General features: G+C 46.3%; 16 protein-coding genes, 1 pseudogene and 1 riboswitch. Of the genes and pseudogenes, 7 read left to right on the top strand and 10 right to left on the bottom strand.

Annotated features, from left to right (window positions below):
- Window positions 1-80: 80 nt before the first annotated feature.
- The 5 genes from HG66A1_RS20695 (at window position 81) to HG66A1_RS20675 (ending at window position 7,899) form a co-directional block, all read left to right on the top strand.
- On the top strand, window positions 81-797 hold the full coding sequence (locus HG66A1_RS20695; protein WP_145188350.1) for a hypothetical protein: 717 nt from the start codon (window positions 81-83) through the stop codon (window positions 795-797).
- Between the two features lie 39 nt (window positions 798-836).
- Complete coding sequence (locus HG66A1_RS20690; protein WP_145188347.1) at window positions 837-1,487, top strand: hypothetical protein; 651 nt, start codon at window positions 837-839, stop codon at window positions 1,485-1,487.
- Window positions 1,488-1,619: 132 nt separating this feature from the next.
- A complete protein-coding gene (locus HG66A1_RS20685) occupies window positions 1,620-5,597 on the top strand; it encodes a hypothetical protein (RefSeq protein ID WP_145188344.1) in 3,978 nt (1,325 codons plus the stop codon).
- Between the two features lie 125 nt (window positions 5,598-5,722).
- The gene (locus tag HG66A1_RS20680) at window positions 5,723-5,908 is read left to right on the top strand and encodes a hypothetical protein (protein WP_145188341.1); all 186 of its coding nucleotides are present in this window, start codon (window positions 5,723-5,725) and stop codon (window positions 5,906-5,908) included.
- 245 nt (window positions 5,909-6,153) lie between these two features.
- Window positions 6,154-7,899: a ThiF family adenylyltransferase gene (locus tag HG66A1_RS20675; protein ID WP_197996721.1), complete on the top strand. Its 1,746-nt coding sequence runs from the start codon at window positions 6,154-6,156 to the stop codon at window positions 7,897-7,899.
- Between the two features lie 467 nt (window positions 7,900-8,366).
- On the opposite strand, the gene HG66A1_RS20670 is transcribed toward HG66A1_RS20675, so the two are convergent.
- From HG66A1_RS20670 to HG66A1_RS20655, 4 genes and pseudogenes are all read right to left on the bottom strand, one after another.
- Window positions 8,367-9,884 carry an ATP-binding protein gene (locus HG66A1_RS20670; RefSeq protein ID WP_145188335.1) on the bottom strand — a complete coding sequence of 506 codons (1,518 nt, stop codon included), beginning with the start codon at window positions 9,882-9,884 and terminating at the stop codon, window positions 8,367-8,369.
- A pseudogene (locus HG66A1_RS20665) lies at window positions 9,877-10,269 on the bottom strand (restriction endonuclease); the annotation flags it as partial. The gene HG66A1_RS20670 and the pseudogene HG66A1_RS20665, both read right to left, overlap by 8 nt.
- A 593-nt stretch (window positions 10,270-10,862) precedes the next feature.
- Window positions 10,863-11,165, bottom strand: coding sequence for a hypothetical protein (locus HG66A1_RS20660; protein ID WP_145188332.1), 303 nt, complete (start codon window positions 11,163-11,165; stop codon window positions 10,863-10,865).
- A gap of 112 nt (window positions 11,166-11,277) precedes the next feature.
- Window positions 11,278-11,381: riboswitch (SAM riboswitch) on the bottom strand.
- A 331-nt stretch (window positions 11,382-11,712) separates the two neighbouring features.
- On the bottom strand, window positions 11,713-15,489 hold the full coding sequence (locus HG66A1_RS20655) for a tetratricopeptide repeat protein (protein ID WP_145188329.1): 3,777 nt from the start codon (window positions 15,487-15,489) through the stop codon (window positions 11,713-11,715).
- Window positions 15,490-15,904: 415 nt separating this feature from the next.
- Between HG66A1_RS20655 and HG66A1_RS20650 the strand changes: the two genes are divergently transcribed.
- Window positions 15,905-16,102 (top strand): hypothetical protein, encoded by a 198-nt coding sequence (locus HG66A1_RS20650; protein ID WP_145188326.1) that lies wholly within the window; start codon window positions 15,905-15,907, stop codon window positions 16,100-16,102.
- Between the two features lie 655 nt (window positions 16,103-16,757).
- On the opposite strand, the gene HG66A1_RS20645 is transcribed toward HG66A1_RS20650, so the two are convergent.
- The 6 genes from HG66A1_RS20645 to HG66A1_RS20620 form a co-directional block, all read right to left on the bottom strand.
- The gene (locus tag HG66A1_RS20645; RefSeq protein ID WP_145188323.1) at window positions 16,758-17,063 is read right to left on the bottom strand and encodes a hypothetical protein; all 306 of its coding nucleotides are present in this window, start codon (window positions 17,061-17,063) and stop codon (window positions 16,758-16,760) included.
- A gap of 1,124 nt (window positions 17,064-18,187) precedes the next feature.
- Complete coding sequence (locus tag HG66A1_RS20640) at window positions 18,188-18,496, bottom strand: hypothetical protein (protein ID WP_145188320.1); 309 nt, start codon at window positions 18,494-18,496, stop codon at window positions 18,188-18,190.
- Window positions 18,497-18,648: 152 nt separating this feature from the next.
- Complete coding sequence (locus HG66A1_RS20635) at window positions 18,649-19,185, bottom strand: hypothetical protein (RefSeq protein ID WP_145188317.1); 537 nt, start codon at window positions 19,183-19,185, stop codon at window positions 18,649-18,651.
- 809 nt (window positions 19,186-19,994) lie between these two features.
- Entirely contained in the window at window positions 19,995-20,384 is a 390-nt protein-coding gene (locus tag HG66A1_RS20630) for a hypothetical protein (RefSeq protein WP_145188314.1), read from the bottom strand.
- A 271-nt stretch (window positions 20,385-20,655) separates the two neighbouring features.
- Window positions 20,656-22,047: an SIR2 family protein gene (locus tag HG66A1_RS20625; protein WP_145188311.1), complete on the bottom strand. Its 1,392-nt coding sequence runs from the start codon at window positions 22,045-22,047 to the stop codon at window positions 20,656-20,658.
- A gap of 148 nt (window positions 22,048-22,195) precedes the next feature.
- Window positions 22,196-23,128 (bottom strand): DUF2806 domain-containing protein, encoded by a 933-nt coding sequence (locus HG66A1_RS20620; protein WP_145188308.1) that lies wholly within the window; start codon window positions 23,126-23,128, stop codon window positions 22,196-22,198.
- A gap of 298 nt (window positions 23,129-23,426) precedes the next feature.
- Here HG66A1_RS20620 and HG66A1_RS20615 point away from each other — a divergent pair, with 298 nt between their 5' ends.
- Complete coding sequence (locus tag HG66A1_RS20615; RefSeq protein WP_197996718.1) at window positions 23,427-24,002, top strand: SMI1/KNR4 family protein; 576 nt, start codon at window positions 23,427-23,429, stop codon at window positions 24,000-24,002.
- Window positions 24,003-24,189 lie beyond the last annotated feature (187 nt).

Genomic DNA, 24,189 nt, shown 5'->3' with positions numbered 1-24,189 from the left:
AATCTCTCAGATCACGAGTCTCACCGGTGTGGTGGGGCTCGTGATTTTGCCGTAAATCTCACTCACAGGAGCTGAATCCCATGTCGCAGACTATCACTCATAAAATCAGGTATCCCGAGAAAATGACGTTCGCCCCACAGGGTAAAGGAGGCATGCACGTGCTAACGATCTCCAAAGGGAATAAACCTCCAAACTTCGCAGAACTATCTGCTCAATTTCAGAAATTTTATCGTAAACTCACGACAAAACAGAAAGAGGCAGAATTTGAATTTCGGCCTGAGAGAGGACAACCTCCGGTGATCTACCAGGTGGAATGCATCCATGATGGAGCCAGAGGCATTCATTGTCAGCTGGCCTTAAAAGATAAAACACAGGTTCGACGGCCTTATAAAGGTCGCACTGTTGAGGATCAACAGCCAGCTGTAGACCCTGCTAAGTCCCCGAAACCCGTCTCTTTAACCGCAGAGGAACTGGTTGCCGGTTTGAGCGAGGATGATGAACGCCGCCAGCAGATTCAGCGCGCCCTGAAGCAGCTTAACGACGATTTCAGGCAGGAACCCAAGCTGACCGCGGCGATGATTCTGATGGGAGTGATGGATCTGAAGAGCCGGATCGCTGCTGAGCAGGGAAATCGCTTGTCGGAACTGCAAGCCCAGTTGACTTATGAGGCGGTAGTCCAGGTTTTGCAGGAGCAGGAACAGATCCAGGTCGATCCCGGTCCGAATGAAACTGGGGAAGCGCATCATTCCGACGGTTCATTGGTCAATATTTTCAAGAGGCTGTTGCACCTTGGCTGAAATCTATCCAGCTGTTTCCTTCTCAGCAGGGAGGTTCAGATGCCGGAAACGACGATCACTCTTAGCCGAATCTACTCGTTGATGAATGACGAGGCTTATTCCGTGTTCCGCCTGGCGATGCTCCGGGCGGAACACGGACTGGTTCGGATATCGCATCTCGCGGAAGCGCTCAATGAGTTTGCAGAACTGGTCAATGACCGTTGCCTGATCCCGACCGAATTGATTTCAAGCGATTCCAGTTCCAGAGAGTCTCCGGTTCAGAGTCAACCGATGACCAATCACCCTCGTGTGCGTGCTGCTCTGGTCCGAGCCTTTGAGATTGCCTCCAAGGACAATCAAGAGAGTCAGACGATCACCCGTCAACAGTTGGCTGCCGCCATCACTCTGGAGTCCGTTGATAATCCGGAACAGAAACGACAGTTGTTATACAGATTTGGCTATGCCCATCTGGTTCCGACACCTGTCGTGTCGAATGAGGTTGCCTCTCAAACGGAACTGCCGGTTCAAGACCCTCCAGTGGTTGCCGGGCGATCTGCTTCCACATCATTTAAAGATGCCCGTGCTGATGAAAACACCGAGTTGGCCGCGCTGGTTCGACAGGGACTACAGGCATACCTGGATTATTCGGAAGATCAATCCGATGAGAATCACCGACGGCTGGCCACACTGGTCAGACAGATTGACAACTGAAATATTTCTATTTTGTTGTTATCTCTTACCAGATCATAATGAGATTAAGGAACAGTCACCAAAGAACTTGCGAATCGCGTCGCCGGTGGTCATATTCATAGTAACAATGTGAATCCCTAAAATGATATTCCCGTGGATAATAATCTGATGTCGATACGCAGCTTTGATGGCACATTCCGGTTAACGCCCTTTCGAACTGCCATATCGAAACGACTGGTGACTTCTGATATCGCCGTCGATTCATCTAATTACTCCACGGCAGATGATCCTGTGCGTGATCTGTTGGGAATGACAGATCTCCGCGACCGTGCCAGACAGGCTTTTCAAAAGTGGTGGACGGCACATGGAAGCGAGATAGCAATAGAGTATGAGCCAGCGCTACGAGAATTTTGTCGTGAACTGTTCTTCTGGACCTCGGCGGATCGCTTCTTCGCCGCCATGCCGGATGCCGACCTCTATTGTCCGGTTCCCATCTGCCTGGCCCATGATCGTCATCGAACCTGGGAGGATCTGACTGATTTACTCCTCAAAACAGCCGGCGACTCCCACGGCCTGCTGATCAGTGCCCGCAGTGGTGGCGGGAAAACAGTGGGATCGTGGTGTGCCTGGTTTCGCTGTTTCAGTGATCGGGCCTGGACTCCTTATCCAAACCAGCCCGGGACAAATCGACTTGCTCCCGCGTCCGCAGACAGAATTACTGCCCCGCTGGCAGGCTTTACGCCGGTGTGGATCGATGTCGCCGAGAGCGCGCTGCCTGAAGGCAACGAAAACGACTTTATTTTAAAGCTGATCACCAGGCAGTGTCTGAGACATCTGAATCTTGATGAAGCTGCACAACTGCGACTCCTGGAACGCTACCTGCAACTGGGTTCGCAGAAGTATCTCCTGTTTTTTGACCTCAATCATGCCCCGGCCAAGACCCGTGATTGCTACGCCGAGGCACTCATCCGATTTCAAGAACGTTACGGTCCTCAACTGGGACATCGCTGTATCGTCATTTACCGGGCCGCCGGTCAAGAGGACAAGGTTCTGCACAACCTGACTCATCAAGGCACACGCGCCCCCCAGTTCGTGGAGTACGATCTGTTACCTCTGGATGATGAGGTGGCCATCGATTATCTCTCGCGAATTCGTAAGGTGGAAAACGATCTGTTTGACCACCTCGATCTCTGGCTGCAAGACTGGTCAGGTAAGCCAGACACAAGGCTTCCCCGCAGCGAACACGACCCCGAGACCGAACTGACACATCTCAAACGACTGCTCCGTATTCGGCGTCGTGCCGCCATTCGTCAGCGTGGAACCGACGATGATCTCTGGGAACAGGAGACGGTCATCAGTATTCCGCTGCTAATGCACTGGGTCTCCACGTTTCCTCCTGAAGTCCTCAATCGTATCAAAACCCTGGCAGACATTTATGCTCAACTCACTCAACAGCATCTCCAACGTGAAGAGTCAGATGAAAATCGTACTAAAACTCAAATCTCTCCCGAAGATTTACTCATCGCCATGCAACGACTGGCCCTGGCGATGCTGGCACAACAGGGAGAAACCCGTCTATCTGCAACAGAGGCAAAACGTTTACTCACCCGGCCTCAGGGAGGCAACACTCGCATTCCAGTCCGCCGCGCCTGGATGCCGATAGGAGAATTATTGACGCAGTCACTCACTTATTCTCGTGTCTTCACAGAGGAAGAAGTGGCCGCACTCTTTGAACTGGGGCTGCTGAGAAAAACAGATGACAGTCTCGGGTTTGCGCATGACTCACTGATATACTATTTTGCTGCGCGTGCGCTGCGTGAGTACGAAGGCATTGGTCTCCCTTCACAAGACGAGCCGTTAGACGACGCATGGCCTCAGGCAATATCAGAAACCTTTCTGGACGATCCTGCCCGCTGGCTGCTGGTAGCAGAATTCCTGGGAGAAATGGTCCAAACCCGCGATGAGGGATCAGGTGAGGAAATTTGCAGGCATAATCAGAGTCTACTACGGGAGTTGGTATCACGGCTGGTTGCCTTCTGGCCTGATTTACCCCGTGAAGCAGCGATCGCGTTTATGGAACCAGTACCCGAACTGGTCTCTCGTTTATCCAATAGCCAACCACATGACCGGGTCTTGCAGCAGGTTTATAAGGCGAGCAATGATCACAGCCGGTTTGCTTGGGAACATCCTCATCTCCTGTTGCAGGAAGTGATGAACCGCTGTTGCTGGTTTGGGGCAACAGGGAATGAAGTAGAGCAGTGGGCCAGGCAACTGGATGAATTCACAGGGGACGGCTCTCGTCCAGAGTGGATCAAGAAAATAAAGGGAATACGGGAAGAAAATTCTCTAACAATTGAGAAGGCACATTGTGATGATATTCTTAGTTTAGCAATATATGAGGGAACTGATGGACCACATATAGTCTCAGTGGGTACTGACAAGCGTATTATAAGTTTTGAATTACAGACTGGTATCGTGGACTGGGTTATTAACGATATTGAGTCAGATGAGATGAATAGTGTTGCTGTTTATGAAGGTATTGAGGGGCCACTCATCGTGGTGGCTGGAAGCCATCCCAATGACACTGAAATAATGATCATAGACCCTGAATTAGGTAAGTTAGTGACTAATCTCAAAGGACACCACGGAGAGGATGTTCTTAGTCTAGTAACTTATGAATGTAATAATGAATTTTATATTGTCTCAGCTGGGTATGAAAAGGAAATTGTGATAAGTAATCCACAAACCAAACAGATTGAAAAAATAATAAAAGGAGTTCATACAAAGACAATAAACAGCCTAGCAGTCTATGAAGGGCCAGATGGCCCGCGGGTCGTCTCGGTGGGGGAAGACAAACGGATCGTGATCAGTAATCCCCGGACCGGAACCGTCGAGCGAACCATTGATGATGCCCATGCAGACTCATTTGCATATACAAATGCAATTAATAGTGTGGTAGTCTATGAAGGACCGAATGGCTTACAAATCGTTTCGGCAGGGGAAGACGAATGGATCGTGATCAGTGATCCCCGAACCGGTACTGTCGTGCGGACCATCAAGGGCGCACATCAAAGCTGCATTAACAGCCTAGCGGTCTATGAAGGGCCAGATGGCCCGCGGATCGTCTCGGTGGGCAATGATAGCCAGATCGTGATCAGTGATCCACAAACTGGCCAGCTTGTTAAGAGTCTTGAGGGTTTACATGTTGATGTGATCAACTGTGTGGCAAATTATCAAGGAAGTAATGGTTCTTACATTATCACAGCAGGAAGAGATTGTAGAATCGTAATTACAGATCTTCAGAATATCGAGATGGGGATACACTCAAGCAAGGAAAACACATACGAGTTCAGGTGTGTGACTGTGCATCAGGAGCAAGATGAAGCCCAAATTATCGCACTAGTAAATGATGATGATTTAATGATAATCGATTCAAATAATGGACAGGAAATTAAGAGTTTTAAGGGGGAGCATTCGAATGCTATTACGAGTCTGGCAGCCTATTCGGGAATTGAGGGTTCATGGCTAATTTCTGTTGGATGGGATAGCAAAATTATCATCCATGACATCCATACTGGACAGCTTCAAAGAATTATAACAGGAGCCCACACCAACTGGATTCTTGGTGTGGCAGTATTTGAAAGCTCGAGAGGACCTCTTATAGTATCAGCAGGGTATGATAAACAAATCGTGTTTAGTAACCCTCAGAATGGACAGATAGAACGGTCAATCAAAGGAATTCATAGTAGACCAATTATCTGTGCAGCATTATACGAAGGTCCTGAAGGAATTATGCTCATCTCTTCTACTGAGAATGAGATTAGAATCAGCGACCTCGAAAATGAGCAGCTTATAAAATGTATTTCTAGAACGCACCGAGGAGGATTATTTGGTGTTGATTTATACAAAGGAATCAAAGGCCCACAACTAATTTCTGCAGGTTGGGATGGGCGATTATGCTTTTGGGAATTTGAAGTATTTCTTACTGATGGTGAAACCACGTCAATTCCATCTAAGCCAATAAATACACTTTTCATCGAAGCTAATTCTTTTGCAATTGATAAATTTAATAACCGATTAGTCTGTGTCGTTGACAATAAACTGGAGATCTATGAATTCGTAACAAACTAATTAGATTCAACCGAAACTAACTGAAATCTTTCGACCTTTCTCCTTCTCTGAGTGAAGTCCTGATTATTTTCGTTTTGTAAAGTGGCAAAACAGATCAGGGTAGAACCCTCAGAAGGAGAATGCTCATGTCGACACCTTCGTCTCCCCCTCATGCGGGGATTGATGTGATTCCGCGGGGAATCTTTGCTGCCGGGGAGCCTGAGAAGAATCACTCCGATTCATCTGATAAAGATGAAATCCCTCCCGGCACGTTTCATGGCGAGTCCTCTGATAAGGACGAAATTCCGCCAGGAACGTTTCACGTGCTATGAGATGAGTCCACTTCCATAGTGAGGCTGCGTGTATGCGCAGCCTCACTTCTCTCATTGGCTTTTCGCCAGGAAAGGTAGCCCCGTGATTTATTACAGAACCAAAGATGGAGAGCAAGACTACGGTTTTTCAATAGAACGTCTCCCGGAAGGGATCTGGCGTGCCTACATCGTAAGCCAGCCCGACTACCAGGGCCGTTCTGAATCTCTCCATGATTCACACCGCCTGCAGGAGGGAGATCGATATTATGTCTGCTGGACACCAGAACCAACATCAAAAGAATCGGTTATGCAAATCGCCGCTCTTTGGGCAGATCGGACACAGAGATACATCAAAACAGGAACAGACATTCTCGCCCCGTGAAATGGAAGATGAGACTTTGAAACACTCAGCAAAGTCCTCACTTCCCATTATGAAAATGACAGAAGAAGTCTACGAACAGATTCGCGACTCGATTGGCGTCAAGTCCCCGGAGACCGGGGGACTGCTGGGAGGGGATCGCGAAACCGGTATAGTGACCCACTTCCTGTTTGATGAATGGGCGGCAACCACAGCGGTAACCTATTCGCCAGACACTTCTGTGCTGAATCATGTCCTTTCCGAATGGAATGAACAGGGAATTCGCCTGATGGGATTTGTGCATAGCCATCCTGGTTCGATGGGATATCCCTCTACCGGTGATCGTATCTATGCAGCTCGCATCCTGAACGCGATCCCCTCATTGCCATATCTGTTATTACCCATTGTCTTGCCAGAGACTGCGACTGATGCTTGTGAATTCAATGCGTACGCAGCCTTGCGTGACGATAATGATGCCCGAATTGTGACTATTTCCAAGGAGATTGTAATGTCTACCGAATTCACGACTTCTGAATGTGAAACGGAAAACGAGAGTCTGGAGCCTGTCGAAGTACCTCAGCAGGAGGACCGGGTTTCTGTTCCTGAAACCTTCTGCATGTACGAATCGTTGCCGGAAGATCGGCTGCTCAACAACAAAGGATGGAGAGCTTTGCAAAAAGAGTACAGCAAACAGGAAAAACGGGAATGGACTGACATGGGAGAAACATTTGCGCGTGTGAACACGGCTTATGATATTCCGCACCTGGCAGCTTGTCGCGCAGTGATTGTGGGTACGGGAGGTGCCGCTCAGTTTGCAGAATCTGTGGTGCGAACCGGGATTGGAGAGGTGGTGCTCATTGATCCTGACATGGTAACTGAATCCAACCTGGGGACTCAACAGGTCTATCGGAAGGACCTGGGACGCCCCAAAGTGGAAGTGCTCGCGGAGCGATTACAGGATATCAATCCCAACCTGAAGGTGGAGATGTACCAGAAGGGACTGGAAGAGATTGAAGAGGACGAACTGCGAAAGCTGTTGCGGGAGCCAATCGGCTCTGAATACCGGCTGGGCCCTGATGGCAAAGCGCAATCCCGGCCGTTGTTCCCCAGGACGACCCTGTTGTGTGGATTCACAGACCAGTTTGCTGCTCAGGCGCAGATCAATCGTCTGGCGATCAAGTATCAGGTCCCCAGCCTTTGTGCACAGGTTCACATGGCAGGGATGGCTGCGGAAGTCACCTTTACGCACCCGAAGCGGACCAAAGCCTGTCATCGCTGTATGCTGGCGTCCCGTTACCGGGCATATGAAGAACAGGACTTCGAAAACACGGTGACCTCGGACGCGACGCCTGTATTTGCCACAGAGCGCCTGAATTCCATCAAAGGGATGGTGGCAATGGCATTACTTCACGCTGGAGTCGAGCATCCTCGCTGGTCGGCTATCATGGGTGAAATCGCAGATCGCAACCTGGTCTTGATTCGGATGGCACCTGCCAGCGCGAATTCCGCAGAGATGTCGGTCTTTTCTCGCGTGTTTGCTGAGGCCGACCAGAGCAGGCTTGCCTTTGATGAAACCATCTGGCTTCCCCAGAAGCCGGAAACAGGGGAGGGGGGTAATCCTCGGTGTATTGACTGTCAACAACAGAGTGAATGAAAACCTTGTTCTCAGATAATGAAACAGAGATGGCTGAACATACCCGTTCGGCCACCTCTGTTTTTTATTGATCGTCATGGAGAAATCGAAGCACATATCCATATGTCCACAATCGGGCAGGGACTCTCGGTCATCCATTCGGGTTCTGTGAGAGATTACTCAGCCTGTCCGATGTCGGGATCACTAAGTACAATTTTGTTATCTTTACGTGCGTGTCGCCTCTTCATGCTTGATGGTGGCGATAGTTTTTTCTGCTTAGTGCGTTTCTTTGCCATTTCCTGCCCTATGGTATTGATGTATCTTCTGAAATATTAAGAGGTTGTGATGTCTCGGGATGTCCGGTGTCCGAATATACTTCTCTTTGATATTTGCGAGTATCCGGACGCAATGTCCGCATTTGTGTCCGAATACTCATTAATTAAATTCGATTTCAATTAACCGGACGCAATGTCCGCATTCATGTCCGGTTACTTTTCCAGCGTTCTGTCTTGTAGTACCACATATTCCGTTGCACGAGCTAAGCCTGTTTTCTGCACAAGCCCAAGTTTGATAAAGTGATTCAAATGTCTGCGGGCATTGCGCGAGTCAATTCCAAATTTCTTTGCATAGTCGGTAGAGTTCGTGCGTCCTTGAGTTGTCAGCCACTTCCATCCCTCAAGTTCAAGAGAACTCAATTCGTCTTGAATTTCAGGCGGTAATGATGCGATGCTGGCAGCCACATTTGGAAATAGTGTGAGAACCAGGTATGGATTGGTCCAAGAATACTTTGGTAATGGTAGTCCTGCCAGTTGCGTTTTCTGTTTCAACGATTTGAGACCAAGCCCACGTTCCTCTGCCAGATCCATTTTTGCAAATACATAGTGCAGAATGGGGTTACGACTGAGCATGGGAGCATCGAATGAATTCATTTGTTCGAAGGTGATTGGCTTAATTGGTTTGCCAGGGCTGTGAATTTCTATCTTATTCTGAGAGACGATAAGTTGGCATTTTGCACCGGCAATGGCGTAATCTCGGTGCACGAGAGCATTGACAATTCCTTCGCGAATCAGCTCAAAGAACTGATCATTCTTTTGAGTGCGGACAGCATCAGAGCGATCAATAATGTTCGGCAGTTTGTCCTTCAGCCATTTAATTGTTTCGCCAGGGACAAGAACTTGAGGGCCGTCAAAATCTTTGACTTCTTCTGTGCCATCTGGATAGTGAATTGTTGCCATCAAACCTGATTGTGGAATTGCCGTCCTCGGTTCTTCACCGAATAGAATTGTTCCAAAACCGGTTGGGACTAATTGTTCGCCGACCGACTTTAATAATCCTTGGCGAGACAACCTGCGTTGAAAGTCTTCGGAATTGATGGACTCTTTAATTTTTGCCAGCGAGCGATAGTCTTTCAGAGCTTTTCGAGAAAAATCTTCGATTTGCATATTCTCTGCTGCTGACTCCAAAGGAGAAAGAACTATTTTACAAGGAGCTTCTTCTGCCTCGGCAGCACGTTCAAGAGCTTGCTCAAGAAACTCTTTATTTTCTTCACGAATGATCTCCTGCAAATCACGATCAAACAAATTCACTTTGACATTATTGTCTTGTAGGTATTTGATTCCTTTCTGAGCGACAGTTGGATCGGGGTCTTCGATTCCAATCCATATTTCTTTGATTCTTGCCAATACGATGCGTTCTGCACAACTCATTTTCGGAGGATTACGGGCACCTGGTGCACAGGGTTCGAGAGTGGCGAAGAGTATGCAAGTATCAAGAATTCGATCTCGATTCTTCCGTTCTAGCAGGGTAAACTCTGCGTGATCTCCTTCTCGTAATTCCCCTCGATAGGCTTCCATTATTCTTGGAACTGATGGAACTTCTTCACCAATATCGACGAGAACGGCACCAACTTTGGGAGAAATTTTCCCATCATCACGACGCTCAGGAATGGATTGAGCCATTACTTTGACTGCCCGCTCCATCATTGCACGGGGGTTATATTTAACCATTACTTCCTCCGCACTTAACAATCATCTCGTTGAACTTCTGTTCGACTTTTGTTTCAAAGTCATCTTCCATTTCGTAAACGTCGGTAAACTCAGCGAAATCCCAGCGGCCGTACGTCTTGAGGTTATTGACTCCGGGAACCCATTGAGTTTCCATTGTTGCCTTCTTTTCCTTTGCATCTTCCTTACGATATCCTTTGATTTCAACAACCAGGTGGAGCAAATTATCTTCGCCGTGACCATCGTCAACGAGCACAATGCAGTCAGGACGGTATTTTCGCATTGTCGAACCATACTGGTAAGGAACTTCCAAGCCCAGGTTATGATTCTTTACATACGATTTCATTTTGGGATGTGCCTCAGCAATTCGACATAATTCTCCCTCCCAGTGTCGAGTTGGATAATCGTGCGGGGAATTTAGGATCGGGTGTTCAAAATATTGGTTATACATGAATACTTATTATTTGAGATTGATGTTTCTGTTGTTCGACTGTCACGCCAACCATGTCACCTCCACTTACGCACTTAACTCTATATTTAAGTTGATATTACGGAGTGAAAAAATATTAAACCATTTTGGATCAATTCGACACCCTGAGTGCACAAAAAAATATAGGTGTCATATGTATGTATTCGATAGCCCAGGACTGGTGGACTCCAGAAGAGTGAATTATGCCGCCAGTCCTGGGCTATCGCAATAAGCAGTGCAACAGCATATCGTGAACTTATGGCTAAACATGCTATTAGTATGTGCGCTGCATGATCGAATAAAAATACGTTCTGACAGTTAACTGAGTCCAGTCATGGCTATTAATGCGAGAGCATAATTCATCGAGGGCAATTTATCGGCATCGTTGCTGATACAACCGCGCCGAAAGTGAGTCTGAAGTAAACTTAACGAATGCGTTTTTTAAGCTGATGATATTAAAAGACTTAAAGGTCATTGATTTTGAGATGTCATCTAACAATAGTGCCTTCTGATCATAGTACAGAACGTGTTGTCAGTGTTTCCTGCAGATCTAGGTCAATCAGTTCCCGCACGCGTCGACTGGCACATTCATGCTTCTGTGCGATCAGTTGACTGGCGTAGCAATGCCAGTCTTCGTCCCGGTGGGGGCAGGTAAAGCAATCATGCAGATGCCCGAGGCCGCCGACGGCTTCGGCAAAACCGGTCGGTCCATAGCAGTTGCGTTCAACATCACATTTCGTGCCACAGATGGGACAGTTCAGTTCTGCTTTCTCGCCCGGTTTTGTGTACAGATATTGTTTTCCGCTGAATAACATTGCCCGTATCTCCTTTAAAATCAAAATAGAATTATCACGGGCAACACTGGCGAGCAGTCGTCAGCAGAGAGAGGCCACACTGGGGGCTCAGAGCCATTCTTTGCTTTTTCAGGCCGCATCGTTTTCCTCTCGGAAAGGCTGTGGCACCTTGGTGGCTGAACCAGGTTGCCGGGCGTTTCAAAGGGCCAGATCCCTCAACGCCACTCGTGATGCAATCAGGTGGGAATTCCCACTAACAGGGAAATCATAGAGGACAGCATCTCAAGGTCAAGTCCCGATTTCAAAGCCATCCAGGATAAACGGGCAATCCGTCACCCATGTAACCGTACACCAGTAGATGCCGACATCAAGGCCGGTTTTATTAAATTTATCATCGTTTCACAATTCACCTTCACCATAAACAACTAATGCTTCTAGACGTGTTCTGATAATTCTAAATCAGGAAATCCGAGAGAATGACTCATTGACTGAGCACAATATGAAGCAGAGAAAATACGCCGGAAAAGTGAGAAGAACAATCAGCGATAATTGCTCGACGTAAACCCGATCAATCTGCCACAGATCGTATATACGGCTTGCCTTCGTTGAACTGTCGCAATCTCCGGTTGACAGCATTTTTCTCCATGGTGGGGGCGCGCTCCAGTGTTTCCTTCTGGAATTCAATCGCTTTGTCAAACTCTCCCTGGGCGGCATAAGCGACCGCCAACGCACCGTAAATCACCCAGTACCGGGTCGGTAGCAGGTCATATGCGCGCTGAGCGTGCTGTAGCGAAAGTGCCGAATCACGAATTTTTTCATCTTCGCTCGCTCCGTACGCCATGGCAAGACATTTATGCGGGATCCAGTTTTCCGGATCGAGTTCGATAACCCGCTGATAGTCTGCGATCGCAGACTCGTATCTTCCCAGACGCTCAAATTCCTGGGCTCGGCTGATCAGCACGCCTGTCAGTTCCGGGTGAGATTTCAGAATGTCGTCGTAAGCCTGAATTGCTTCTTCCCGTTTGCCTCGTTGTACGAGGTATGCTGCGTGGCCCGCTTGCTGTTTAACATCATTGAAATCAGCGGTTAATTCCTTGATGCGCCGTGGTTCAATTTTCTTATCCAGAGCCCGTAGATACTGGCTGGCCAGGGCACAGTTATACTTGCTGGTGTCAGGTGACGCGGCAGCCAGTTGGAGGTATGTCTCTGCCAGCTCATCCTGTCCGCGAAGCTTCAGGAATTTTCCAGCGAAGAAGTAGAAATTCGTGGGAGTGCCCACCGGCTGGTGTACCATCAATGACTGAAACCAGTCCGGGTCCCACTTGATGGGATCTTTTTCTTGGAGCATCCGCTGAAAGTAATTGGCCAGTTCGGCAGAAGCATAATCCCGGTTCCACAAACCGGCGATCCCTTTAAGCAGTTCGTCGCGCTCATAGGTCAGTTCCAGCTCATCTGCTAGCAAAGCCGCATGCAGGCCACAGTAGCCGTCATGATGTTTCTGATAAGCGGTTAAAAAGTTTTCGTAGGCTTCCTTCTTCGAACCCTGCATCAAATGTATGACGGCGATTTCTAGAGTACGGGTATAATGATCAGGATAGGGATGCTCGAGAATCATCCGTTCGGCCAGCAGCCGGGCTGTTTTCTGGTCTCCATGGTTGGTGCGAATACACCAGAAGTACCAGCCGGCGGCATTCGCTTCATAACGCTTGGAGCAGTTTTCCATTAACTCTTCGGCTGCATCCAGTTGGCCGACTCCTTCCAGATAGTGGGCGCCACAGATCAGCCCCCAGGCGGAATAGGTTTTGGCTGCATCCATCGCATACGGTTCAGCCTCTTTCCATTTACCCTCGCCCATATAATAGTAGGCGATCTTACTGCGAATCTCTGCGTTCTCCAGGCCAGTGGTAGGAACCCGCAACGACTTTTTCATGATGTCCAGCCACTTCTCCATCTCGCCCCTGCGCATGTAAAGTTCCGCCAGCGAGTTGTAGGTCTGAAAATCCTTAGTGAATTCCAGTCGGCGGAACAGGATCTCTTCTGCTTTCTCATCGTTCAATTCCCGCAGGTGCCGTTTCCCCATCGCGGACAGTATCTCAGGATTGTCGCCGTATTTCTCCACGATCTCAGTATGATGCTGGTCCGCATACCCCTTGTTGGCGTCGATGTTTAGTGAGACCGTCTGAGGCTGATGCGGGCTGATTTCCAGCATCAATCGGGCGATATCACCCAGCAGGTTTCTGCTGTACATCTTCTGTTTGACCAGAAATCGCTGGTATTGAAGCTGATCCTGAAAGATGTGGTCCTGGTTAGCGACAGCGGCGGCCTTGATTTTGTCGTAGTCCTCGTACTTCAGGTAGCCGTAGCTGCCAGTGATCAGTTTTGCTGAAGACAATTCCAGTTCTGTGGGATCGTAATTAGCGAGCAGCTTTCGGTAGGTCTCCTGAACTTCAGCAGGAACGGAGGAATAAATCTTGATGTAGGGGGCATAAGGATGTCCGGCGAGCAGGGACTGGACTTCAGCGATATCATCGTCGGCACTCCTGCTGAGAAATTCGGTCAGAAAATACAGCCGCCGACAGGCTTGCAGATATGAGACTTCCTGTAAAAGTTGCCCCAGAGCATTTATAGAAGGCTCCTGATCATGGGTAATGGTGTTTTGCAGCTGCCTCGTAATCTGGTTACGGAAGGGGAGTTTCGTTTTTACTTTGAAGAGAAACGCCATGTGGTCGTCGAGTGGTTCTTTAATCTCTGCTGGAAGATTCCCTGCCTGTAGTTTTTTATAGAGCTGCTCCCAGATCTGCTTTTGTCGCACTTCTGTAAGTTCACTGAGGTGCTGGAATGACTCAAGATCATTCAGATAATCCAGGGCCCGGATGCAGGCCGGTTCAACTGCCAGCAGTTCTTCGGTACGAGTTCCCGCAGCTTGTCCGTCCAGAACCGGGTCCGTCTGCAGAGCCCTTAAGTAGATCGCCATGTATTGCAGGTTTTCGTCACGCGTTGCTTTCTTCAGCACTTCTGGTTGATACAGACAGTAGGCCTCGATCAGTTCCAGCCAGTCTGGTAATGGGCGTTTTGTATCTTTGTTCTTCTCCGTAGATTCAAGTGTTTTCAAATCGGCGATGGCACTCTGATGCCGGCCGACAAACGTTCGGACGTAAGCGCGATGTGCCAGGGACCAGGGAGAATCCTCACAGCGATCTGTCAGTCGTTCTGCATACAACAGGGCCCGTGCCTTGAAAACTTTATGCGCCGGACTCTGGAACCGCTCCGTCAGACTGCCCAGGTTGGCGTAAGCGCGGGCCAGCATCGCCAGGCGTTCGGGAGATTCACCCTCGGTTGCGATTGCGGCGTGCATGTCCTGGGCGATGGTGTACTGGGAGATAAAACTCCACTCTTTGATCTGCTTCAATGTCTTTTCAGGAATTTCAGACTCTGCTTTCCAGTCGGCAGCTTTACCTGAAAAACCTGCTTCTTTGAGGGCATCAACAAAGCCGTCCCGCGAGAGTGCCTCCGACTGTTCCACCAATGCCTCAAAGGCATTCTCTTCCGGGAGTATGAACGGTTCTGAATTCCAGCGGTAAGGCAGTTCGGTTTTGTACGGCAAAATCAAATCGATCGAGACTTCGCGGTTGCGATTAATATGTGTAATCAGTTGGATGGGGAACCGCTCCGGATTTTCTATCAGCTTGACATCACCTCGCAGTGAGGTGTCGCGGGTTTTTCGTCCGAGTCCATCCCGCCCTCCAATCAGCAGCGCCTGTCGTACGATTTCCCTGGTGAGAATTCCCTGTAACTCATCGACCTGTGAATCGAGCTGATCTGTGGACAGCACGACCTCATCTTTGAGTTCCCGATCCAGTCCTTTGTCAGGTAGTGACAACTGATGCGCTGCGATCGTCGGTGTGTTTGGCTGCGCCTGATTCTGTGGTGCAGCGAGCTGAGGCGGGGCTTCTCCCGAAGGATCGGCTTCTGTTTTCAATGCGAGGATGATATCCTCGTCGTCAGTTGTTAACTGGAGGTCATAATTGCGAAACAGGCTGAACCAGTGATACTGCAGCCGTTTCCCCCGATCTGTCAGCTCTTCTGTTCCCAGCGGAAATCCTGTGACCATTGATTTGGCTTCGTCGAGCCGAAAAGGTTCGCCGTTCGGCTGGTCGGAAAGTTCAATCCGTTTCTGCAGCGCGGCTAATGATTTGCTGTAGCCTGATCGTGCATTCCATTCAATCAGAATCACAACCAATGCGGCAGCAATTAGTCCCCACACAATAGCTCGTTCTTTAGGTGAGCGTTTTGTTTTACCAGTGTCCCCATCCGGTTGCACGGCAGCCTGCCCAGATTTCCTCATTTTAAATACTCCGGAAATGTTGCTCACTTGAAAATGTTGAAGTTTTGGCAGAGAAGGGAGTGCTCGATTGTCTACCAGGCCTGATCGTACCAAGAAAGATCCATGTATTCCAGAATACTAAGTAGAAATCATCATTTAGAAGGAGCAGAGCCAGGGCATCTCGCCCAGGAGAATTCCGCAGACGGCATAGACGACGGTAAGGGCAGCGACAACATAAGTCTTCTTACCGTTGAGGGGGAGTTTATCCAGCATTGATCCGGCTTCCTTGCCTGGGATAGAAATGATATAAAGCGGACTCGCTTCCATGCTCATCCGCTCTTGATTTCACCGAAACTTTCTGATCCCTCATTGGTCTCGGCTCATCCTCGCAGGTATAATTTCGCGTTGACTCACGATCAAAAGTCAAGGGCAATAGATGATCAGAAAGACAAAGCGGGTAACGGTCGACCTGAAGACGATCGAAGAGTGGCGTCCACTAAGCATTTACGCAGCTCGCCAGGGAAAATCACTCCGCGGCCTGGTGAGAGAGATACTGGCTCCCAGGATTCAAGAAATCTGCAAACAGATCCAGATTCCGGAGCCTCCCCAGGTGAAACCCTCAGATAATCGCTGAAATCACCGATTTTGGCAGATTCGCCCGTATGAGGCCCTGTATCGCGTCGCTGGCTGGAAACGTCCGGTAGGCCTTAAATGAAAAGATATCGCGAAATAGGGGCCATCCATTAATGAAAAACGTCCGGGTAAAAGTTGGCACCTTTTTGAGTTATTTTTGATTTTGATGAAATATGTGTATTCTTAACTTCAACTATAATTGAGTCAAACCGGTGCGTATGACCATCGACGCCACGAACAACGTCTTCTGCTGAAATAGAAGTTCCATTTGCAAAAGTCACATGTATAAACAAATTCAAGGACTTCACATCATCACCAATAAATCCGAAAAAAGTACTACTGGGTGAAATAGATGTTTTGATTATTTCAGTACCATTTTCGTTATGGATCACGCAATTCTTAATAAGTCTGTTTGTCTTATTAACGATCATTAAATTTGTTTGTGATGTTTGGATGTTGGGGAGGCTAATAGATCCATACACTATTACTGCAACGCAAATCAAAACAAACGAAAATGCTATCCATACAAAGCTTTTGAAGTTCCTTCGATTAGGAACAACTTTTTCTTTTCCATCATTCATCATCATAATCTTTTAACAAGGAGGTGCCTTAACTCTTATTACCCGGACATTTAATTCGCCAATCGAATCACGATCCTACTCCATCCCAAGGTCGCGATACAGCCATGCATCAAGTGTGACCTCACTCTCCTCAACATGCAGGCATTCGATTATATCCTGCTTAACACTTTCAAATATTTCGAGATTGTATTCCGGATTCTGTTCTGACACCAGAGTTTCTATCAACCCAACAAAATCAGAAACCCGAATATCTGTCCAAGCGTTTGAGGGAGGATCGGATGTATTACCGTTATTGAGAAGCTCATGAGCTTTCTCCCGTGGGATTTTAATGTCAAACCGTTTTTCGGCACGAAAAAGCAGGTCAAGATAATCAATCCCCATCTTTAAATCACCTCAATCATAATCCTCAAAGCATGCCGGACCCCAAATGTGTCCGGGTAATTCACATTACCCGGACATCAGCGGGAATCGCCCCGTTCTGCCGGCCTGAGAGGTAGATCCCAAGAATGAACCGGCTCCCTGGGGGTAATGACGTCCGCTTTCAGCGTCATCCGGAGGATATCAGAATCGGAGAGCTGTTTTCTGAATCGATCGTAATTCTGATTCAACTGTAACCGGACTTCAGGGGGGACAGATCTCGCGAAAGCCAGTTGAGTCTTCTCAATCGCCTTTCTAACGCGATTAATCTTTTCCTGAATTTCAGGAGTGATTTTCATTCTGAATTACCCTGGTGATACCAGTTACCTGCTCATATTAACTTTTTGATTTTATCGACGGCCCTAGATCGACCAATTCGCCGAAGTTCCGTTAAGCTGGTGATAGTACCACAGGAGGTACATCTTCGATCCGAGTTCTCGTTGCCAGGATCGGTTTTAGAGAAGTGGGGACAGTTGCATTTGGGGCACTGAATTACAATTTTGAAATCGAATTTCATTGCGGGGCTCCGAAAAGGAAAACTATTGGTTTAAAAATCACGTGTTCTCTCTCTCCATTCCCGTGATGCCCATTATATAGCTACCCCATTTTCGAGCTATACGATCTGCAGTAATTTCAACATACGGTAGAGTACACCGGTGGACATGATGTCCGGGGAAACATCGTTACCAGGACATCTGAAACCAGGTCCCGCGCAAAATGAAATCCGGGTAACGTGTATTACCCGTGACCTGCCTCAAAAACCTGTACCAAGTCTTTAAGGCAGGTCATAATCATGCTTGCGAGTTTTTGTCTTTAGTTTTTCTAGCTCTAGTATTCGATTCTCTATATCTATCTCAATAATTTTTTTTTCTAAAAGATGAGTTTTTCTCAAAGCATTACCTCCAAAAACAAAACCACATATCGCAAAGATGAATGTGACAAAGGAAGTTGCGTTCTGAAAATCCATATCGATACCGATCGTTTTAAATATACGTCTTATTATTTTTTAAACTTTGAAGAAAGAAAACCGGGTAACGGATATTACCCGGCCATTCTTCTCTGATAGCGATTTCCATTCGAACGTATGTTTAAAATGAGCCAAATCTATCAGAGATTATTTCTGCCCGATCATTACGAAACAGCACAGCGTAGGTAATGTGTTCATACCGTGGCCAACCGAGAACGAAATCTGAAGAATCCTCAAACCGTAAAGAGTGAACTGGTTTACCCAGCAGAGCCTCGATTTCAGGCTGAGTTTGCCCCAATTTGACTTTTTCAAAGCGGGCATGAAATTCAGGATCAGTATGCCAATAAAGTATCAATTCATTTCGATAATAAAACGCTGAAAAGAAAACCCCAATGATCAGAAGAACTGGTACTAGGATTTTCAACTTCATAACGATTTACCTCCGAACGAAAAATGGATGCGACTTTCCTCACTCAGCCTGAGCTTAGAACTCAGTTTATATGACCGGGTAATATACATTACCCGGACATCAACGGGAATCGGATAATTTGTAAGAGAATGTCTCTCACTTAGCACAGTTGGTCAGGGAACATCTTCTTCTATAACTTGTACTCCTGAGGACCATTTAAGAAAAGTGTAAGCGATTATGGTAAAGCTCAGAATGAGTAATACGATGATAAATGCTAAGTATGACTCTTCAGGAAGATTCCAGTAAACTTTGACAAGTACTAAAGCGAATATTACTAGGCCGTACAAAAACAGGTAGAACAGACACGATAACCAATATGAAACTTTTCGAAATGTGTTTTTTAATGAAGGTACCGGAGGAAATATCAGTTTCTGTCGTTTGATTTCCTTCCCATTTTTGCTCAATGTGCATTCGAATGGCCCCCGGATGAGGTCAACTATATTCAATCTGATTGAGTATCTGTCATCAGCAATCGAAAACTCGTGAAGTGCTTCTTTGGAAATATTTATCTTTGACGATACTTGAGCCCCATTCACAAACACTTTTTCCTGACCAGATAAAGAACTGAACCAAGATTCGATTTTTCTTCCCTCATCCTCAAACGAAAATGAATACCCTTTCAGAAAGCTAAATGGTTTCTTATCGCTCATTAGAGTTGGCTTTCCTTTACAGAACAACGGTCTTCAGCCGGTTTACTCGTCGCCGGCCGTGTCGGACTGTTTGTCTCGGGATTTATCATATAGATCATCCTGAACCCCACTGCTCTCACAGCAGATAGTCCAGGAAAACATCGTTACCACGACATCTGAATCCAGGACCAGTGCAGAAAAAACGTCCGGGTAACTCTTATTACCCGGACACTCTTGACCATGAAAATGAATAATAATGAGAAAACCAGATCACACTGAGTGAATTGATAATAGGCAGAAATCCTGATAGGTTTGGACACAATAAAATTCACTCAATCAATCATTAATAGGCAAAAGGTATGGCATCGGTCCCACCCATAGTTCAATCATTCACACTCTGTAAATCGGCTGTCAAAACCAACAATGGTTACAACCTTATTGACGTGTCTTGTACATTCCTCTGTACGAAGCCTATCTGCCTTGATTTGTCCGCGTTCATTGCCATCTCAAGTATTCGCGGCGAGACAAATCTTTTCATTACATTTTCGGACGCCAGGACGGAATACGAAGGAATACGATCAGCGCCACTTACTATATCTGCAGAACATCCACGTGGTCTCCTTCATCTATTGGCACACATCCCGGAAGCTGAATTCCCAGAATATGGCAAATATATTGCCAGGCTCGTCACAGAATCAGGCGACATCCTTTCCCAGATACCATTTTGGCTCGAAGATCAAAATGCCTCTCCGGAGAATTAAGCATATTCTATGTTGCCATAATTGCTCACTCACCCAGCGAGCATTATTCTCCCAGTGATAATAGACGTCCTAAAAAATCCCCACCCAATAGTCAGAAGATGGTTTATTCTCTGCTGTCAAACTGATCCAATCAAACAATTCTATAATCGCTTGAGAAATCACATCATCAGGGGTTCCGTCAATCCAGCTTTGCCAAGCACTCTCGATAGCGAATGGAATAATTGATGGAGCATAGATACTGTCATTGGCGAAGATAGTCATGAGTGAGTTTTTCTCTAACGTATCTTTGTAGCCAGTCCAACTGAAATACCCGAATTCGTCTTTCTTGGCAGAAGTACTAAATGCATTACTTTGATTCGAGATCGAAATTCCTTCACGGTCGAAAGATAAATTATAGGTATCGTTCCGTCCCCACCGAGGTGAATACACATCCAAAGACAGATTCAATTCTTTTTTCATAACAACCCTATTCACAAGATAGACTCATCAATCCAAATATGAGGGTAATTCTCAGACTTTGGACTATTGAGGTTTCGGAGCCCAGCTAATAATTGAACCGCAAGAGCTACAAAATACCAAGACTCCCTGAATCCCTCCATAAGTTACAGTCGTCCAAGAAATACTCTTACTTTTGCAGTTTGCACAACATGGCGCGGCCATTACGTCTCTCCTTTTAAGATTATGAAAGAATTAAATACATGATCCCATCACTCAATGCTCAATCACGATTTTATTGATCGGGACCACTCAGTTCTGTGAGGTCTAAGGTGTACTCGGTTCCATTCCTAACGGCTTGTAGTAAGTCCACACATGCCTGCGAATATTTCTGAGTTACAGAAGTATCAGACGATCCTGTCTTTACGGTAATGTGGTATTTATTATCGAAGCTCTTAATGTCAACACCACGTTCATCCCGTATCTGTTTGATCAATTTATCTGCATGAGACCAATACGAATATCCAAGCTCTTTTGCCACTCCCGAAAGTGTAAATGGATAGACGGCGTTGAATACACTTGGATTATCTAAAGTGGATATTCCGAGCAGCTGGGCGAATTGGCCTTCCACATTTATGGCATGCTCTAATGTCTCAAAATTGATCTGCACTGTCTTCCTCGGAATATCATGACGTACAAGCTCATAATTTCTTGCCAATAATGCCCTGAGTATTTTAGGGTTAATGTGCTCGATCGGTGCTCCAGTTCCCAATGCATTAAATATCCATTCATAGTTACTCGCATCGATATTTCGTACACGAATTGAACGTCCCTCTTGAAGTTCGATCAATTTCTCTGTGGGTAGATTTTCTGCAGCTTCAGCATTCCGATTAAAACGAATGAAAAACAGATTCGATACGAGACCATCTGGCTCTGCAAGGATTTCGTCAATGTCCGACAAAATTGCCCGAATGTTAGCATCAGATCCACTATACCCAAGAAAGACTAGCGGATGCTCAGCAAAGTAAGTAAGAAGCTTTGCACTTAAATACTTCTTTTTACTGGTCCAGTCTTCATAATCTTCAGCTGTGAGTACGAGTGACTGGGGATTTGTTGCACAACCATGGATTTTAAATATTTCTCCGACGCTTACGTAATTTGCCCGAAGTATTTGCTGTCCAATAATGGGCTCATAATCAGGAAATATATGTTCGAGAAATTGATCATAATTTGTTGATATCACAGCGTGGGGCTGAATATTTCTTAATGCTTCTATTTCTTTCCTTACAGCGACTTTCCGAATTTTCGAAAGCGTCGGAGTAATATCATTGAAGTGTTGAGCTACGGCATGCTTCATGTATATATCATTGGGAAGATCCGCACCAAACAATTCTGCTGGGAAGTGTTTTTTTCCAGATTTACTCCATGCCCATTCGCGATAATGTTCTGCGATGATAGACCCTATTTGGGGCATACTTTCATATTTCTGCTTATAGTATCCGTACTCATATTGAATCGCAGGGCACGTTGAGCAGAGATGTTCAAGCAGTTCATCCCAATTCGGGGCGTCGAAAAATCGTTTAGACAGACCAGAACCAACGAATAGAATTGGTTGACATCCGCGATCAGATATCACTTCACGAATGACATTCGAGCATTTTTCCTGGTACTCTGAGTAGTGCGTCATGAATTATTCTCTGATTTAAAGATATATTTTGGTGATCAAGATCGAGAGCATGCATCATTTTTCACAAGAACTTATTAGATCTGATCATAGACGTGGAGGAAGTGAACAATAAGAAATTTGAGTTGCGAATCAGACATCCTAAAAATCATTAAGGTCGATTGAGATTAAGAGACTGAAGAAGTTCTTCATCAGGTATTTCTAATATACAGGCATCTGAATCATCAGAAATCCATTTTGGTACAGACAGGTATTGAGCACAATCATCATAATAGTCGTCCCTCACGCCTCCTTCTTTTTCGACCAAAGATAGAAGCTCAACTCCGATTGCTGAAAAATTAATCCAAGAAAGTATCGAATTATGAATTGGATTAGTACGACCAATAAATCGTTGGCCGAAGTAATCAAATACATAATCCTCTTTTCGCGAATCTAGATAGTGAATCTCATTTTTAAGATCTGATTCCAATAATCCAGCATCAGTTAAAGTTGAAATGTGAGACCAATTGAATGGGCAAGAATCAGACCATTTCCCACTCATATCACTAGGGATTAAAAGAATTGGCCAACCATCAAGATGCCAAATACGAAAGCTAATTAGCATGAATAAAGAAGCTTCGCTTGAACTCATTAACTTCAATGTATTCAATGCTCGCCGAGAATAAGTACCTGGCTCAGTGACTTCCCCAGCGAGTAATTTACCCCAGAGTGACTGTACTTGCTCATTACCAACATCTTTACAGCAATCGAAGAAATCAGCCATCCAGTCTTGATCAACAAGATCTTCAGAACATTCTTCAGGTAAATTATTTGAGGCATTATGAACGATAGATTCTATATTTTCCTGTCGTCGAATTTCAGTATTGGATATTCTGGCGACTGCGCGCTCTCTTAATTCTGATAACGCAATTTGAGTTTCTTCCATAATCAAAAGTTTATCGGACTCTGCTTTTGCAATGCGACGAATGTGGGTAGGTTCATATACCATCCCCACAGCAGATTGAACTGCCCCAATCAATTTACAAAGAGGTTTACTTGCTGATTCACCTAAGCCTTTTGATATTTGGTAGATCTCGTCAGACATTGGATACACTCCTTATCATTTCCTTAGCTCTGTATTTGCGTCTCCTTCACCATATGAACAGATGCTCTGAAATTAATCAATCAACACAGCATGCAATGCCCAGACAGATTGTGATGTTCCAAAATATTTCTGCATAATGTTAAGCGATCAACAGTTTCCAGTAGTAAATGCTTGACCCCAGCGCATAAGAAAAGACCGGGTAACATCATTTACCCGGTCTTTGTTTGATATCCAGATCATAGAATGTCCAGGAAACTGATGTAACTCATCCCAAATGAAGTCGGAGAATCAAAACAAGATGACCGAAACAGAAAAGGCCTGGGCAAGTATTCGTACTTGGTACGAAGCCAATGTCAAAGAGCCCCCCTATGCAGACTTCTTTGATTGGGGATCTCCTGCGAGTGATGCAGCCTTCGAAACGGTGGAGGAGGCAATCATGTGCAAGCTACCCAGCGATCTTCGTGATACCTATCTGATGTTCAACGGTGACAACAAGATGTGGGTATTGCCAGGAGGTTACCTCATGGATCTAGATGAAGTACTCACGACTTGGAATATGTTCAAGGAACCAGTCGACAATGGTCTCTTCGACGACTCAGATGCCAGGCCGGATGGACCGATCAAACAGATATGGTGGAATCCACATTGGATTCCAGTTCTTCATAACGGCGGAGGTGACTACCATTGCGTAGACATGGACCCAGCTGTCGACGGTGTAGTAGGACAATTTATCAAGTTCCAGCATGAGACAGGGCCATCACACGTTCTTGCTCCGAGTTTTGGGGACTTTGTAATCACGTTTGCCAATGACCTGGCGAGTGGCAAATATGAATTTGATATGGAGGAAGGGTCAGTACGGTCAGTTGCAAAATGAAGGAGTTTGTTTCGGAGGAACTTTTCTGATGTCTCATAATGTCCGGGTAATCACCATTACCCGGACATGCTTAATCCAAATGAACTAACTCCCTTCCTTCAGCCGGCACGTTTTGTGATATTCGAACAAAGCACCATCGGCCAGATTCTTGACTAATCGCCAGCTGGGGAACTCATGATTCGTTCCG

It is taken from the genome of Gimesia chilikensis, from assembly GCF_007744075.1.
GTDB lineage: Bacteria > Planctomycetota > Planctomycetia > Planctomycetales > Planctomycetaceae > Gimesia > Gimesia chilikensis_A.
This window is presented reverse-complemented; position numbering and strand designations above follow the sequence as displayed.